Genomic DNA, 14203 nt, shown 5'->3' with positions numbered 1-14203 from the left:
CCTTAAGCGACGTAGCAGAGAACTTCGCCGCCCACGCCGGTGGCGCGAGCCTTGCGGTCGGTCATCAGACCCTGCGGGGTCGAGATGATCGCCACACCCAGGCCGTTCATCACTTGCGGAATGTCGCTGCGGCCCTTGTACACGCGCAGGCCGGGCTTCGAGACGCGCTCGATGCGCTCGATCACCGGACGGCCGGCGTAGTACTTGAGACCGATGCTCAGTTGTGCCTTGCCGCCATCTTCCTGGACGGCGTAGTCGTCGATGTAGCCTTCGTCCTTCAGGACCTTGGCGATTGCCACTTTCAGCTTCGACGACGGCATGACAACCGACGCTTTCTGCACGCCCTGGGCGTTGCGGATGCGCGTCAGCATATCGGCGATAGGATCGCTCATGCTCATACTGTTTCTCCTGTAGCCTGTGCGTAATTACCAGCTGGCTTTCGTCAGACCCGGGATTTCGCCCTTGAAGGCGATTTCGCGGATCTTGTTACGCGCCAGGCCAAACTTGCGGAAGGTACCGCGGGGACGACCGGTGATCGCGCAGCGATTGCGCTGGCGGGTCGGGTTCGCGTTGCGCGGGAGCTGTTGCAGCTCGAGACGCGCGCTGTAACGCTCTTCTTCCGACTTCTCTTGGTCGTCGATAATGGCCTTGAGGTTGGCGCGCTTGGCGGCATACTTTGCCACCAGCTTGGCGCGCTTCTTCTCACGTTCAATCAGAGCCAGTTTAGCCACGGTTACCCCTTAATTGCGGAACGGGAACTTGAACGCGCCGAGGAGGGCCTTGGCTTCCTCGTCGTTCTTTGCCGTCGTCGTGATGCTGATGTTCAGACCACGCAGTGCGTCGATCTTGTCGTACTCGATTTCGGGGAAAATGATCTGCTCTTTCACACCGATGTTGTAGTTGCCACGACCGTCGAACGAACGGCCCGACACACCACGGAAGTCACGCACGCGCGGCAGGGCCACGGTGACGAAACGATCGAGGAATTCGAACATGCGCTCGCCGCGCAGGGTCACCATCGCACCGATGGGGTAGCCCTGGCGGATCTTGAAGCCGGCGATGGCCTTCTTGGCCTTCGTCACGACCGGCTTCTGACCGGCGATCTTGGTCAGGTCGCCGACGGCGTTTTCAATGATCTTCTTGTCATTGATGGCTTCGCCAAGGCCCATGTTCAGGGTGATCTTGGTGATGCGCGGCACTTCCATGACCGACTTGTAGCCGAACTGCTCGATCAGCTTCGGCACAACCTGTTCTTTGTAAAACTCTTGCAGACGTGCTGCCATGCTCAACTCCTAAACGTGCCCAGAATCAAGCTGCCACGACGGCGCCGGTGGTCTTCAGCACGCGCACGCGCTTGCCGTCTTCCACCTTGATGCCGACGCGCGACGGCTTGCCATTGGCATCCACGAGCGCAACGTTGGAAATATGCAGCGGCATGACCTTGTCGACCACACCACCGGTAGTGCCCAGCATCGGGTTCGGGCGGGCATGCTTCTTGGCGATGTTCACGCCTTGCACCGCAACCTTGTCGCCGAGGACGGCTTGCACGGTACCGCGCTTGCCCTTGTCCTTGCCGGTCAGCACGATGACTTCGTCGCCTTTGCGAATCTTGTTCATGGCGGCTCCTTACAGCACTTCCGGAGCGAGCGACACGATCTTCATGAAGCGCTCGGTACGGAGTTCACGAGTCACCGGCCCGAAGATACGGGTGCCGATCGGCTCGAGCTTGTTGTTCAGCAGGACGGCGGCGTTGCCGTCGAACTTGATCAGCGAACCGTCAGCGCGGCGCACGCCCTTGGCGGTACGCACGACGACGGCGTTGTAGATGTCGCCCTTCTTGACGCGACCGCGCGGCGCTGCGTCCTTGACGGTCACCTTGATGATGTCGCCAACGCTTGCGTAGCGGCGCTTGGAGCCACCCAGCACCTTGATGCACAGCACTTCGCGCGCACCAGTGTTATCGGCCACTTCGAGCCGGCTTTCTGTCTGAATCATGGTGTTTGTCTTCCCAACTTAATCCGCCAGGTGCGATAGCGCCCGTCGGTCAGTCTTGGTCCCGTCGGTTCCGGCCTTGCGCCAGCACCGTATGGGTTGATCAACTTTGAAGTCGGTAGGAGCCCGGCAATTCCCGACTGAAATACATCGGAGCCGCCTGGCCCTGGCTCGCTCAACAGGCCCGCCCGGGTGGTACAGCTAAGGCGAACGCAATAAAGCGGAAGTCCAGGATTATAGCTACATAATCCTGGACTTGCAAGTCAAGCTAAGAACGTGTTGTTCTTAGATGACGCGTGCAGCCTCTACCAGCCGGGAAACCACCCAGGACTTGGTCCGCGACAGCGGACGGCCTTCCTGGATTTCGACCTTGTCGCCTTCCTTGTACTGGTTGGCTTCGTCGTGTGCGTGGTACTTCTTGGAACGCAGCACGTACTTGCCGTACAGGGGATGCTTGACGCGGTTTTCCACCAAGACCGTAACGGTCTTGTCCATCTTGTCGCTCACGACACGGCCGACCAGGGTACGGCGAAGCGACTTTTCCGTTTGTGCAGCTTCAGTCATTTCGCGTTCGCCTTTTCAGTCAGCACGGTTTGCACGCGCGCGATGTCCTTGCGAACCTTCTTCAGCTGGCTGGTGTTCTGCAGCTGTTGGGTTGCCTTTTGCATGCGCAGGCTAAATTGGGCCTTCAGCAGCTCGGAGAGCTCCTGGTTCAGGCCTGCGGCGTCCTTGCCGCGAAGTTCGGATGCTTTCATCCCTGCTCTCCTTACGTCCCGACCTGGCGCACCACGAAATTGGTGGCGATCGGCAGCTTGGCCGCGGCGAGGCGGAACGCCTCACGTGCCAGGTCTTCGCTCACGCCATCCATTTCGTACAGCATCTTGCCCGGCTGGATTTCAGCCACGTAGTACTCCGGATTGCCCTTGCCGTTACCCATACGGACTTCGGCGGGCTTCTTCGAGATCGGCTTGTCCGGGAAAATCCGGATCCAGATGCGGCCGCCACGCTTGATGTGGCGGGTCATCGCACGACGTGCCGACTCGATCTGACGAGCCGTCAGGCGGCCACGGCCCATGGCCTTCAGGCCGAATTCGCCGAAAGACACGGCGTTACCACGGGTAGCCTTACCCGTGTTGCGGCCTTTCTGCTCCTTGCGGTATTTTCTGCGCTTAGGTTGCAGCATCGTTATTCTCCACTCTTCGCATCTGCGCCAGGCGCAGCGCGGCGACCGGCACCGGCACCGCCGCGGCGGTTGCCACCCGGACGGCCTTCGCCTTCACGGCGGCGGCCTTCCGGACGACCCGGGCGACGACGACGGTCGTCCTGCGGCTCTTCCACCACCGGCGCGTCATTGCGGCCGAGGTGATCCCCCTTGTAGACCCACACCTTGACACCGATGATGCCGTAGGTGGTTTCTGCTTCGGAGAAGCCGTAGTCGATGTCGGCGCGCAGGGTGTGCAGGGGCACACGGCCTTCGCGGTACCACTCGGTACGGGCGATTTCGATACCGTTCAGACGGCCGGCGCTCATGATCTTGATACCCTGGGCGCCCAGGCGCATCGCGTTCTGCATGGCGCGCTTCATGGCGCGGCGGAACATGATGCGGCGCTCGAGCTGCTGGGTGATCGAATCGGCGATCAGCTGAGCATCGGTTTCCGGCTTGCGGATTTCCTCGATGTTCACGTGCACGGGCACGCCCATGCGACGCTGCAGTTCGGCCTTCAGCAGTTCGATGTCCTCACCCTTCTTGCCGATCACCACGCCCGGACGCGAGCTGTAAATGGTGATGCGGGCATTGCGGGCGGGGCGCTCGATCACGACGCGGCCAACCGATGCGTTCTTGAGCTTCTTCTTCAGGAAGTCGCGAACTTCGATGTCTTCCTTCAGCATGCCGGCGAACTTCGTGTTGCTGGCGTACCAGCGCGAAGCCCAGTTACGGCTGACAGCCAGACGGAAGCCAGTCGGATGAATCTTCTGTCCCATCGTGACTCCTTAGTTGCCGAGCGTCACAGTGATGTGACAGGTTTGTTTCTCGATGCGGTTGCCGCGGCCCTTTGCCCGTGCCGTGAAGCGCTTGAGCGAGGTTGCCTTGTCGACGTAGATCGATTTGACCTTGAGTTCGTCGATGTCGGCGCCTTCGTTGTGCTCGGCGTTGGCGATGGCCGATTCGACCACCTTCTTCACGATCCCGGCAGCCTTTTTCGGGCTGAACGTCAGGACGTTGAGCGCGCGCTCGATCGGCAGACCACGGATCTGGTCAGCGACCAGGCGCGTCTTCTGGGCGGAGATGCGGGCACCGCGATGAATCGCTTTCACTTCCATGATGGCACCTTACCTCTTCGCTTTCTTGTCAGCCGCGTGGCCCTTGAACGTGCGGGTAATCGCAAATTCGCCGAGCTTGTGGCCAACCATGTTTTCCGTAACGTACACCGGCACGTGTTGACGGCCGTTGTGGACGGCGATCGTCAGGCCGATGAACTCCGGCAGAATGGTCGAGCGGCGCGACCACGTCTTGATGGGCTTCTTGTCCTTGCCGCTCGTTGCAACTTCCACCTTCTTCAGCAGGTGGGCGTCGCAGAACGGACCCTTTTTAGCGGAACGAGTCATATCTTTAGCTCCTACCTACCGATTAACGCTTGTGGCGCTTCTGGACGATCATGCTGTCCGTGCGCTTGTTGCTGCGGGTGCGGTAGCCCTTGGTCGGGGTACCCCACGGCGACACCGGATCGCGACCAGCAGCGGTCTTGCCCTCGCCACCACCGTGCGGGTGGTCGACCGGGTTCATCACGACGCCGCGGACCGTCGGGCGGATACCGCGCCAGCGGGTCGCACCGGCCTTGCCGATGACGCGCAGGCTGTGCTCTTCGTTGCCCACTTCACCGACGGTGGCGCGGCACTCGATGTGCACGCGGCGCACTTCGCCGGAGCGCAGGCGAACCTGGGCGTACAGGCCTTCGCGGGCCAGCAGCACGGCGGAGCCGCCTGCAGCGCGGGCGATCTGGGCGCCCTTGCCCGGCAGCATTTCCACGTTGTTGATCGTGGTACCGACCGGAATGTTGCGGATCGGCAGGTTGTTACCGGCCTTGATCGGCGCTTCCGAGCCGTTCAGCAGCTGCTGGCCGGCAACCATGCCCTTGGTGGCGATGATGTAGCGGCGCTCGCCGTCGGCGAACACGACCAGCGCGATGTTGGCGCTGCGATTCGGATCGTATTCCAGGCGCTCGACCTTGGCGGGGATGCCGTCCTTGTCGTTGCGCTTGAAGTCGACCACGCGGTAGTGGTGCTTATGACCACCGCCCTTGTGGCGGGTGGTGATATGACCATTGTTGTTACGGCCCGACTTCTGGAATTGCTTTTCCAGCAGCGGCGCGTACGGGGTGCCCTTGTGAAGGTCCTTGTTGACCACCTTCACCATCGAGCGACGACCCGGGGAAGTCGGCTTGGTCTTGACGAGTGCCATGATTACTTGGCCTCCGCTTCAAAATTGATTTCCTGACCCGGCTTCAGCGACACGTAAGCTTTCTTCACGTGGTTGCGACGGCCCATGAAACGGCCGAAGCGCTTCTGCTTGCCCTTCTGGTTCAGGATCTGAACGGACTGCACCTCGACCTTGAACAGCAGTTCGACGGCGGCCTTCACTTCTGCCTTGTTGGCATCGCGAGCCACTTCGAACACGACTTGTTCATTCTTGTCGGCGACCAGGGTTGCCTTTTCGGAAACCACCGGCGCGAGCAGCACCTGCATCAAACGATGATCGTTCTTGGCTACTTGCGTCATTTCAGCAACTCCTCGATCTGCGCGACGGCAGCCTTGGTCACCAGCACCTTCTTGTAGTGCACGAGCGACAGCGGGTCAGCCTGGCGCGGCTCCACGACTGCCACGTGCGGCAGGTTGCGCGAAGCCAGGTAGAGGTTTTCGTCGAGGCTGTCGGTGATGATCAGCACCGAGTCCAGGCCCATGGCCTTGAACTTGTCGGCCAAGAGCTTGGTCTTGGGCGCGTCGACGGTGAAACCGTCCACCACGTTGATACGACCTTCACGTGCGAGCTGCGAGTAAATCGAGCGCATGCCGGCACGGAACATCTTCTTGTTGACCTTCTGGCTGAAGTTCTCTTCCGGCGAATTCGGGAAGATACGGCCGCCCCCGCGCCACAGCGGCGAGGAAGACATACCGGCACGAGCACGGCCCGTACCCTTCTGGCGCCACGGCTTCTTGGTCGTGTGCTTGACCTCTTCACGATCCTTCTGCTTGCGGTTACCGCTGCGCGCGTTGGCCTTGTAAGCGACGACGATCTGGTGAACGAGGGCTTCGTTGTAGTCACGGCCGAACACTTCGGGCGACGCGTCAACGCCGGCGCCGATCTGGCCATTGTCCTGGAGGAGCTTGAGTTCCATTACATGCGCTCCTTAAGCTTTGGCTTTGGCCTTGACGGCCGGGGTAACGATGACCTTGCCGTTCTTGGAGCCGGGAATGGCGCCCTTGACCAGCAGCAGCTTGCGCTCTGCGTCGATCTTGGCGATCTCCAGGTTCTGCACGGTGCGGGTGACATCGCCCAGGTGACCGGTCATGCGCTTGCCCGGGAACACGCGGCCCGGATCCTGCGCCATACCGATCGAGCCCGGCACGTTGTGCGAGCGCGAGTTACCGTGGGTGGCACGGCCGGAGGCGAAGTGGTAGCGCTTGATGGTACCGGCGTAGCCCTTACCGATGGTCACGCCCTGCACGTCGATCTTCTGACCGACTTCGAACAGGTCGACCGACAGCGAACCGCCAGCTTGCAGTTCGGCAGCCTTGGCTGCGTCGATACGGAATTCGCGGATGATTTCGCCGGCTTCCACGCCGGCTTTGGCGAGGTGACCCGCCAGCGGCTTGGTGACGCGGCTTGCGCGTCGTGCGCCGAAGGTGACTTGAACCGCGGTGTAACCGTCGGTCTCGTCCGTCTTGATTTGCGTCACGCGGTTGTCGCCGACCTCGACCACGGTCACGGGAATCGCTTCACCGTCGTCCGTGAAAATACGGGTCATGCCAACCTTGCGACCTACAAGGCCAAGGCTCATGGTTTGCTCCATTCCCAGCTGCGATTGGCCGGGGCTGATTGATACACGAAAACTGTGCTTGCGCTTGTGCGCGGATGGACTTGCGCTAAACAAGACTGCGCGCGGCCAAAGTGGCCAGCCCACTACCCGAGGAAACGGGTAGCCTTACACTATATCGCAGCAGTTTGGAAAGGGCAATATGAATTGCGGCTTTCCCTGCAATGTTGTAGGCAGGGATGCCGCGGCAGTGACGCTTGCGCTGCCTGGTTGTGGTGTCGGGGCGACGGGCCGCTGGCGAAGCGGCCCATCAGGCACAGCAAAGGCCCCTCAGGCGGCGACGCGGACGAAGTCGCCGCCGTAGAAAACCAGCGGCTCGCCCTCCCCCGCCGTGAACGCTTCGACGGCACCGACGATCAGCAAGTGGTCGCCCACCGGGTCGGCGCGCTCGACCCGGCACGACAGCGTCGCCAGCGCCTCGTCGAGGTAGGGCACGCCGTGCGGGCAGCGTCGATGGCCAACGCCGGCAAACTTGTCCGGCGACGGCGTGGCAAAGCGACGCGCCAGTTCACCGTGACCCGCGCGCAGGATGCTGACGCCGAAAGGCGTGCCCGGCGCGAACAGGCCCGCATTGGGCGAATGCGTGGCGAGGCTCCACAGGATCAATGGCGGCGCCAGCGACAGCGACGCGAACGAGTTGATGGTGATGCCGACCGGCCGCTGCTGCGGCGTACAGGCACCGATGACCGCCACGCCGGTCGCGTAGCGGCCGCAAACCCGGCGTAATTCGCGCGGATCGAGCGAGGGCGCGGCATGGCTGGTGGTGTCCATCTCAGGCGGCCTGCGGCAGGTGGTGGTCGATCAGCTGGTGGCAGGCCTGCGGATCCATCCACCAGGGGAAGTAGTCCGGCGGATTGTCGAAGCCGTTGGCGATGCGCGCCGCCAGCGCCGGCGCTTGCCCCGCGGCGCCCAGCAGCGCCAGGATGTGCGGCGGCGGCGGGGTCAGCAGCGAGTTGGTCCAGGCCACCACATCGCCGGCGTATTGCCAGTAGCGGGTGAAGGTCTGCTCCATCCAGTCGCGGTCGTACGGCCGCTCGCCATGGTCAACGATGGCATCGAGATAGACCTTGCAGCACTTGGCGGCATTGTTCGAGCCCTGGCCGGTGATCGGGTCGTTGACCACCACGGCATCGGCCATGCCGAACACCAGCCGGCCCGACGGCAGCGTCAGCACCGGCTTGCGCACCGTCGGTGCGAAGCGGCCCGACAGGATGCCGTTGTCGTCGGTCAGCGCCACGCGCTCGCAGCGCTCGGCCTCCCACGGCGCATAAGTGCGCAGGATGCGCAGGCTTTCGGCGAGGTGCTGTTCGGGGGTACGGGCCTCGGCCCAGCGGTCCATCGGACCGCCCGGGATGCCCTCGAACACCATGATTTCGCACGGCCCCGACAGCGTCAGTGCGGGAAAGACGAAGTACTCGCCGACCCCGGGGATCAGGTTGAAGCAAACCCGCGAGAACGGCTCGCGCGGCAGCATGCCGGTCACATAGGTCAGCGCCAGCGCGCGCTGGGGCCGGTCGAAAGGGCTGCGCGACGCATCGCGCTCGAAGCGGCTGACGATCTCGCCCTTGCCCGCGGCCAGCAGCACCAGGTCATGTTCACGGGTCAGGTCCTCCAGCTCGTCGACACCGACATCGACGATGCGCAGGTCGCCGCCGCGCGTCACAAAGGCCTCCATCCACGCCGGCATCTTCAGGCGCTGGTCGACCGCCTGCGCCGGACGGTCCAGCGGTGCGGCCCAGTCGATGACCTTGGCACCGGGCAGCTCGGGATGGGGCACGGCCAGGCCGATGCCCTGCACCGGCGGGCAGGCATCGTCCCACCAGTTCAGGCCGAGCTCGCGCTCGGTCTGCAGCGCGCGGTCGAACATGCACTGGCTGGACATGACCTTGCCGGCGCGAACCTGCTCCGGCGTGCGGTTGGACAGCAACGTGACGCGGTAGCCGCGGGCTTGCAGCCCGAGGGCCATTTGCAGGCCCGACTGGCCCGCTCCGACGATGGCGATGCGTTGGCGCATGACATGGTCTCCTGAAGGATCGTTGTGGGGCGTTTGTTCAGCCGGCCAGCTTGCCGATGGCAGGCACGTTCTGCTCCGGACCCATGGCGGAGTAGCCACCGTCGACGGCATAGTCCGCGCCGGTGACGAAGCCGGCGTGGTCGGAGCAGAGGAAGAGCACCACCTGCGCCACCTCGTCGGGCTCGCCGACGCGGCCGAGCAGGTGGAACGGCGCGGCCACCGCATCGGTGCGGGCGCGGTTGCCGCCGCTGACCTCGTCCATCAGCCGGCACCAGGTCCAGCCCGGCGAGACCGAGTTCACGCGGATCCGGTCTGGCGCCAGGTCCATCGCCATGCTGCGCGTCAGCTGCGCGATCGCGGCTTTCGACACGGGATAGAGCCAGCGACCGGTCTGCGCCACGTTGGCGGAGATGCTGGTGAAGTTGACGATGGCGCCGCCGCCGCGCGCGCGCATATGCGGATGCACCGCCTGCGCCAGCATCACCCCGGAAACCACATTGACATCGAGCGCCGCCAGCCAGTCGGCGCGGTTCGAGCGGAAGCCGTCGTCGAGATAGGTGCAGGCCAGGTTGACCAGGAAATCGACGCCGCCAAAACGCTGCGCTACCTGGCTCACCGCATCGCGGACCTGCTCGTCCCGCGTGATGTCCGCCGCGATGAACAGCGCGTCCTGGCCCAGTTCCGTGGCGACGCGCTCGCCATTGGCCGCGTCGATATCGAAGATCGCCACGCGCGCCCCGGCCTCGACGAAAGCCTGCACCACCGCCGCGCCGATCAGCGTGGCGCCGCCGGTGACGATGGCTACCTTGTCCTGCAGTCCTTTCATGGTTATCTCCTGGTTGCTCACCGGTGTCCGGTACGGGGCAGGCCTCTGCGGGCCTGCTCCCGTTCCTTGCCGCCTGGCTTACTTGCCTTCGCTCTGCTGCCAGCGCGCCATCAGCGTGTTCGACGGCAAGGTCTCGTCCAGCAGCTTGCGCGCGGTTTCCACGCCCGCCACCGGCAAACCCGCCGGGTCCAGCTTGCCGATCTGCACCAGCACGCTGGCCTGGTCCCAGTAGATGTGCTCGTGGTACAGCTTGTCGCCGCGGAACTTGACGATGGCGATCAGCGGGATCTCCACCCGCTTGCCGGTCGGCGGCACGCCCGGCAGCATCCAGTCGATCTCGCAGGTGTGGGTGAAGCAGAACAGCAGTTCGTCAACGATCTGCGTGGCGCCGACCGTGCGCGACAGCGGGATCAGCGTGGTGTCGGGCGGATTGCTGTGGACGAAATGGTTCTGGTAGAAGCGGCGCAACTGCGCATGGCCGACGCCGCCGGTCATGGTCGGGATATGGTTCACATAGGGCTGCGCCACCATCGTCGCCATGGTGGCATCGACATCGCGGGTGGCGAATTCGTACTCGCAGTGCTTGTCCCACAGCGCCGAGAAGTCGTAGTGCGGCCCCATCTCGCGCCGCAGCGCGGCGATCGAGCGCTGGTGCGCCATCAGCGCCGACGGCTTGTCGAAATGCTCGCCGCCGGATCGCGCAAAGGCATGGTCGACGCCGGCATAGACGTACATCTCGATGTGCTCCCGGCCGGCGAGCGCCTCGCGGATCGCCGCCTGCGCCTGCGGCGGGCAGAAGCCGTCCTTCTCCGCGATATGCAGCACCAGGCGGCCCCGCACGTTGGCGGCCTCGTCCAGCGCGTGCTCGATGCCGACGCCGTAGTACGCCACCGCGCAGGCCACGTCGGGCAACCGGCAGGCTGCCAGGTACGCCAGCTTGCCGCCCAGGCAGAAGCCCAGCACGCCGGTCTGGCCGACACATTCGGGCCGCGCGCGCAACGTCTCCAGCGCCGCACCCACATCCTGCACGCCCTTGGCTTCGTCGAACTGCTGGTAGAGGCCGAGCGCGCGCTGGAAGTCGTCGCCGCGGTCAGTCAGCTCGATGCCCGGTGCGATGCGCCAGAACAGGTCGGGCACCAGCACCGTATAGCCTTCTTCGGCGTAGTAATCGGCCACCTGGCGCATGGTGGCATTGACGCCGAAGATCTCCTGGCACAGCACGATGCCCGGGCCCTTGCCCGTCGCCGGTGTGGCCAGATAGCCGCTGAAACTGCCTTCGGGGGTCTGGATCTGGATGGTCTGGCCCATGGCCTGCGCTCCTTGTCGTTCTCTGTTGGCTGACAGCTGGTGGAGGGTTGTGCTGCCGTGCTGGACCCATGATGGTGGCTCCGCACTGCAGCAAACTAGCCGCTGGCTGCAGCGGCTATCCGATTAGTGCAGGAAAGTTCGGCTTCGGTCAACGCAACGCCGGGCTCGCGCGGGTCGATCCGCTATAGTGGTTGCGTGGACCATGCTGCGCGCATGGCGCCCCGGCCCGCCGCCGTGGCGCCAGCCAGCGCCGCGGCCACGCCAGAGGAGCGAGACCATGTTGCAGCTGCCCCCGACTGCCCGCGCGCCGGTGCCACTGGCGCATGCCCTGCTACACGATGCCGGGCGGCAGGTGTTCGCCTCGAACGACCTAGGGCAGACGCGCGCGGCGGTCGGCAAGGTCTTCAAGCCACACCGGCTCGATATCCGCGGGACCAGCCTGTCGGCCCGCATGCATCACGCCCCGCTGGGCGCGGTGTCGCTGAACCGGCTCGCCTACGGCGCCGATGTCACCATCGACCCGGGCGCGCTCGGAGACTTCCTGCTGGTGCAGATGCCGCTCAGCGGCCAGGCCGAGATCCGTTGCGGCGCGCAGCAGATCGTGTCGACGCCGGACTGCGCTTCGGTGCTGACGCCCAGCGATCCGCTGCTGATGCGCTGGAGCGCGGACAACGACCAGCTCATCGTGCGCGTCGAGCGCAGCGCGCTGGAGCGCGTGTGTGCCGCCTATCTCGGACATCGCCCGGACCCGCCGCTGCGCTTCCAGCTCGGCATGGCCTGGCGCAGCGCCGGCTGGTATGCATTGATGGAGTATCTGGCGCAGATGCTGTCGGTGGCGCCGGAAGCGGCGCGCCATCCGCTCACGGCATGCCAGCTCGAGCAACTGGTGATCGGCGCGCTGCTGACGCTGCAGCCGCACAGCCTGTCCGAGGCGCTGCAGCGGCACGGCAAGCCGCTGGCGCCGCGCCATGTGAAAGTCGTCGAGGAGTATATCCACGCCCATGCCGGCGCCGCGCTGACGCCGGCGCTGCTGGCGGAGATCGCGGGTGTCAGCCTGCGCAGCCTGTATGCAGGGTTCCGCGAGCATCGCGGGCTGAGCCCGATGGCCTACCTGCGCACGGTCCGGCTGGACCGGGTACGGCACGATCTGCTCAACGATGCGGCGCTGTCGTCGGTGAGCGGCGCCGCGATGCGCTGGGGCTTTACCCACCTGGGCCGCTTCAGCGCCGAATACCGGCGCGCGTTCGGCGAGTGCCCGGCCGAGACGCTGCGCCGGCGCGGCAGCGTGTAAGTGCCAGGCGGGCGCCCATGCCGCGCGCCACCAAACAAAAACGGCGAACCGAGGTTCGCCGTTTTGCTGCATCAAGCCGCGCGCGCGGCCCGAAACATGATTACACCTTGATCTCGACGTCCACGCCTGCCGGCAGGTCGAGCTTCATCAGCGCGTCAACGGTCTTGTCGGTCGGGTCGACGATGTCCATCAGGCGCTGGTGGGTGCGGATCTCGAACTGATCGCGGCTGGTCTTGTTGACGTGCGGCGAACGCAGGATGTCGAAGCGCTGGATGCGGGTCGGCAGGGGCACCGGGCCCTTGACGATCGCGCCGGTACGCTTGGCGGTATCCACGATTTCGGCGGCCGACTGGTCGATCAGGCGATAGTCGAAAGCCTTCAGGCGGATACGGATCTTCTGGTTCTGCATGATATTTCCTTAAAAGAGCGATTGGGCAAGCTGCCCGTTGAATGGGGACATGCCCGCGGGCATGTCCCAGGAAGTGCTTAGTCGAGGATCTTTGCCACGACGCCGGCGCCGACGGTACGGCCACCTTCGCGGATAGCGAAGCGCAGGCCTTCTTCCATGGCGATCGGGGCGATCAGCTTGACGGTGATCGACACGTTGTCACCCGGCATGACCATTTCCTTGTCCTTCGGCAGCTCGATCGAGCCGGTCACGTCGGTGGTACGGAAGTAGAACTGCGGGCGGTAGTTGTTGAAGAACGGGGTGTGACGGCCGCCTTCGTCCTTCGACAGGATGTACACCTCGCCGGTGAAGTGGGTGTGCGGCTTGATCGAACCCGGCTTGCACAGCACCTGGCCGCGCTCGACGTCTTCACGCTTGGTGCCGCGCAGCAGCAGACCGACGTTGTCGCCAGCCTGGCCCTGGTCCAGCAGCTTGCGGAACATTTCCACGCCGGTGCAGGTGGTCTTCACGGTCGGCTTGATACCGACGATTTCGATTTCCTCGCCGACCTTGATCACGCCGCGCTCGATACGGCCGGTCACCACGGTGCCGCGACCCGAGATCGAGAACACGTCTTCCACCGGCATCAGGAAGGTACCGTCAACGGCACGCTCCGGCGTCGGGATGTAGGTGTCCAGCGCGTCGGCCAGGCGCATGATGGCTTCTTCGCCCAGGTCGCCCTTGTCGCCTTCCAGCGCCAGCTTGGCCGAACCCTTGATGATCGGGGTGTCGTCGCCGGGGAATTCGTACTTCGACAGCAGCTCGCGCACTTCCATCTCGACCAGCTCGAGCAGTTCGGCGTCGTCCACCATGTCGCACTTGTTCAGGAACACGATGATGTACGGCACGCCGACCTGACGGGCCAGCAGGATGTGCTCGCGGGTCTGCGGCATCGGGCCGTCAGCGGCCGAGCACACCAGGATCGCGCCGTCCATCTGGGCGGCACCGGTAATCATGTTCTTCACGTAGTCGGCGTGGCCCGGGCAGTCAACGTGCGCGTAGTGGCGGTTGGCCGTCTCGTATTCGACGTGGGCGGTATTGATGGTAATACCGCGGGCCTTCTCTTCCGGCGCTGCGTCGATTTCGTCGTACTTCTTGGCCGCACCACCGAACTTCGCTGCCAGCACCGTGGCGATCGCTGCGGTCAGCGTGGTCTTGCCATGGTCAACGTGACCAATCGTACCAACGTTCACGTGCGGCTTGGTCCGCTCGAACTTTTCCTTTGCCATTT

The 14203-nt window shown here is 64.3% G+C and carries 22 protein-coding genes; 1 reads left to right on the top strand and 21 read right to left on the bottom strand.

Going from position 1 to position 14203, the window contains the following annotated elements; genetic code table 11:
• Positions 1 to 2: 2 nt before the first annotated feature.
• The 19 genes from rpsH to A3AG_RS0107815 all read right to left on the bottom strand — a co-directional run bounded on the left by rpsH (position 3) and on the right by A3AG_RS0107815 (position 11233).
• Positions 3 to 398 (bottom strand): 30S ribosomal protein S8, encoded by a 396-nt coding sequence (gene rpsH / locus A3AG_RS0107905; RefSeq protein ID WP_010812384.1) that lies wholly within the window; start codon positions 396 to 398, stop codon positions 3 to 5.
• Between the two features lie 27 nt (positions 399 to 425).
• On the bottom strand, positions 426 to 731 hold the full coding sequence (gene rpsN / locus A3AG_RS0107900; protein ID WP_010812385.1) for a 30S ribosomal protein S14: 306 nt from the start codon (positions 729 to 731) through the stop codon (positions 426 to 428).
• 9 nt (positions 732 to 740) lie between these two features.
• Entirely contained in the window at positions 741 to 1283 is a 543-nt protein-coding gene (gene rplE / locus A3AG_RS0107895) for a 50S ribosomal protein L5 (RefSeq protein WP_010812386.1), read from the bottom strand.
• 25 nt (positions 1284 to 1308) lie between these two features.
• A complete protein-coding gene (gene rplX, locus A3AG_RS0107890; protein ID WP_010812387.1) occupies positions 1309 to 1617 on the bottom strand; it encodes a 50S ribosomal protein L24 in 309 nt (102 codons plus the stop codon).
• A gap of 9 nt (positions 1618 to 1626) precedes the next feature.
• Complete coding sequence (rplN, locus tag A3AG_RS0107885; RefSeq protein WP_010812388.1) at positions 1627 to 1995, bottom strand: 50S ribosomal protein L14; 369 nt, start codon at positions 1993 to 1995, stop codon at positions 1627 to 1629.
• Between the two features lie 282 nt (positions 1996 to 2277).
• The gene (gene rpsQ, locus A3AG_RS0107880; RefSeq protein WP_010812389.1) at positions 2278 to 2556 is read right to left on the bottom strand and encodes a 30S ribosomal protein S17; all 279 of its coding nucleotides are present in this window, start codon (positions 2554 to 2556) and stop codon (positions 2278 to 2280) included.
• Complete coding sequence (gene rpmC, locus A3AG_RS0107875) at positions 2553 to 2747, bottom strand: 50S ribosomal protein L29 (protein WP_008642937.1); 195 nt, start codon at positions 2745 to 2747, stop codon at positions 2553 to 2555. Before rpmC ends, rpsQ begins: the two co-directional genes overlap by 4 nt.
• A gap of 11 nt (positions 2748 to 2758) precedes the next feature.
• Positions 2759 to 3175 carry a 50S ribosomal protein L16 gene (rplP, locus tag A3AG_RS0107870; RefSeq protein WP_010812391.1) on the bottom strand — a complete coding sequence of 139 codons (417 nt, stop codon included), beginning with the start codon at positions 3173 to 3175 and terminating at the stop codon, positions 2759 to 2761.
• Between the two features lie 2 nt (positions 3176 to 3177).
• Positions 3178 to 3975, bottom strand: coding sequence for a 30S ribosomal protein S3 (gene rpsC / locus A3AG_RS0107865; protein WP_010812392.1), 798 nt, complete (start codon positions 3973 to 3975; stop codon positions 3178 to 3180).
• 9 nt (positions 3976 to 3984) lie between these two features.
• Positions 3985 to 4314 (bottom strand): 50S ribosomal protein L22, encoded by a 330-nt coding sequence (rplV, locus tag A3AG_RS0107860; RefSeq protein ID WP_003271370.1) that lies wholly within the window; start codon positions 4312 to 4314, stop codon positions 3985 to 3987.
• 9 nt (positions 4315 to 4323) lie between these two features.
• Positions 4324 to 4599, bottom strand: coding sequence for a 30S ribosomal protein S19 (gene rpsS / locus A3AG_RS0107855; protein WP_012354138.1), 276 nt, complete (start codon positions 4597 to 4599; stop codon positions 4324 to 4326).
• A gap of 22 nt (positions 4600 to 4621) precedes the next feature.
• On the bottom strand, positions 4622 to 5452 hold the full coding sequence (rplB, locus tag A3AG_RS0107850; protein WP_012354139.1) for a 50S ribosomal protein L2: 831 nt from the start codon (positions 5450 to 5452) through the stop codon (positions 4622 to 4624).
• 2 nt (positions 5453 to 5454) lie between these two features.
• Positions 5455 to 5769: a 50S ribosomal protein L23 gene (gene rplW / locus A3AG_RS0107845; RefSeq protein ID WP_006576245.1), complete on the bottom strand. Its 315-nt coding sequence runs from the start codon at positions 5767 to 5769 to the stop codon at positions 5455 to 5457.
• Positions 5766 to 6386, bottom strand: a complete 621-nt coding sequence (gene rplD / locus A3AG_RS0107840) for a 50S ribosomal protein L4 (protein WP_018004892.1) — start codon at positions 6384 to 6386, stop codon at positions 5766 to 5768. Before rplD ends, rplW begins: the two co-directional genes overlap by 4 nt.
• Positions 6387 to 6398: 12 nt before the next feature.
• On the bottom strand, positions 6399 to 7049 hold the full coding sequence (gene rplC, locus A3AG_RS0107835; RefSeq protein WP_010812397.1) for a 50S ribosomal protein L3: 651 nt from the start codon (positions 7047 to 7049) through the stop codon (positions 6399 to 6401).
• A 306-nt stretch (positions 7050 to 7355) separates the two neighbouring features.
• The gene (locus A3AG_RS0107830) at positions 7356 to 7856 is read right to left on the bottom strand and encodes a flavin reductase family protein (protein ID WP_018004890.1); all 501 of its coding nucleotides are present in this window, start codon (positions 7854 to 7856) and stop codon (positions 7356 to 7358) included.
• A gap of 1 nt (position 7857) precedes the next feature.
• Positions 7858 to 9099: a styrene monooxygenase/indole monooxygenase family protein gene (locus A3AG_RS0107825; protein ID WP_018004889.1), complete on the bottom strand. Its 1242-nt coding sequence runs from the start codon at positions 9097 to 9099 to the stop codon at positions 7858 to 7860.
• Between the two features lie 37 nt (positions 9100 to 9136).
• Positions 9137 to 9925, bottom strand: coding sequence for an SDR family oxidoreductase (locus A3AG_RS0107820; protein ID WP_018004888.1), 789 nt, complete (start codon positions 9923 to 9925; stop codon positions 9137 to 9139).
• Positions 9926 to 10003: 78 nt separating this feature from the next.
• Complete coding sequence (locus tag A3AG_RS0107815; protein WP_018004887.1) at positions 10004 to 11233, bottom strand: dienelactone hydrolase family protein; 1230 nt, start codon at positions 11231 to 11233, stop codon at positions 10004 to 10006.
• 277 nt (positions 11234 to 11510) lie between these two features.
• Between A3AG_RS0107815 and A3AG_RS0107810 the strand changes: the two genes are divergently transcribed.
• On the top strand, positions 11511 to 12524 hold the full coding sequence (locus A3AG_RS0107810; RefSeq protein WP_018004886.1) for an AraC family transcriptional regulator: 1014 nt from the start codon (positions 11511 to 11513) through the stop codon (positions 12522 to 12524).
• Positions 12525 to 12624: 100 nt separating this feature from the next.
• On the opposite strand, the gene rpsJ is transcribed toward A3AG_RS0107810, so the two are convergent.
• A complete protein-coding gene (rpsJ, locus tag A3AG_RS0107805) occupies positions 12625 to 12933 on the bottom strand; it encodes a 30S ribosomal protein S10 (RefSeq protein ID WP_006160488.1) in 309 nt (102 codons plus the stop codon).
• Positions 12934 to 13010: 77 nt separating this feature from the next.
• Positions 13011 to 14201 carry an elongation factor Tu gene (gene tuf, locus A3AG_RS0107800; RefSeq protein WP_018004885.1) on the bottom strand — a complete coding sequence of 397 codons (1191 nt, stop codon included), beginning with the start codon at positions 14199 to 14201 and terminating at the stop codon, positions 13011 to 13013.
• Positions 14202 to 14203 lie beyond the last annotated feature (2 nt).

This window comes from Cupriavidus neocaledonicus, assembly GCF_000372525.1.
Lineage (GTDB): Bacteria > Pseudomonadota > Gammaproteobacteria > Burkholderiales > Burkholderiaceae > Cupriavidus > Cupriavidus neocaledonicus.
Note: the sequence above shows the minus strand (reverse complement) of the source record. Positions and strands in the feature narration are given on the sequence as shown.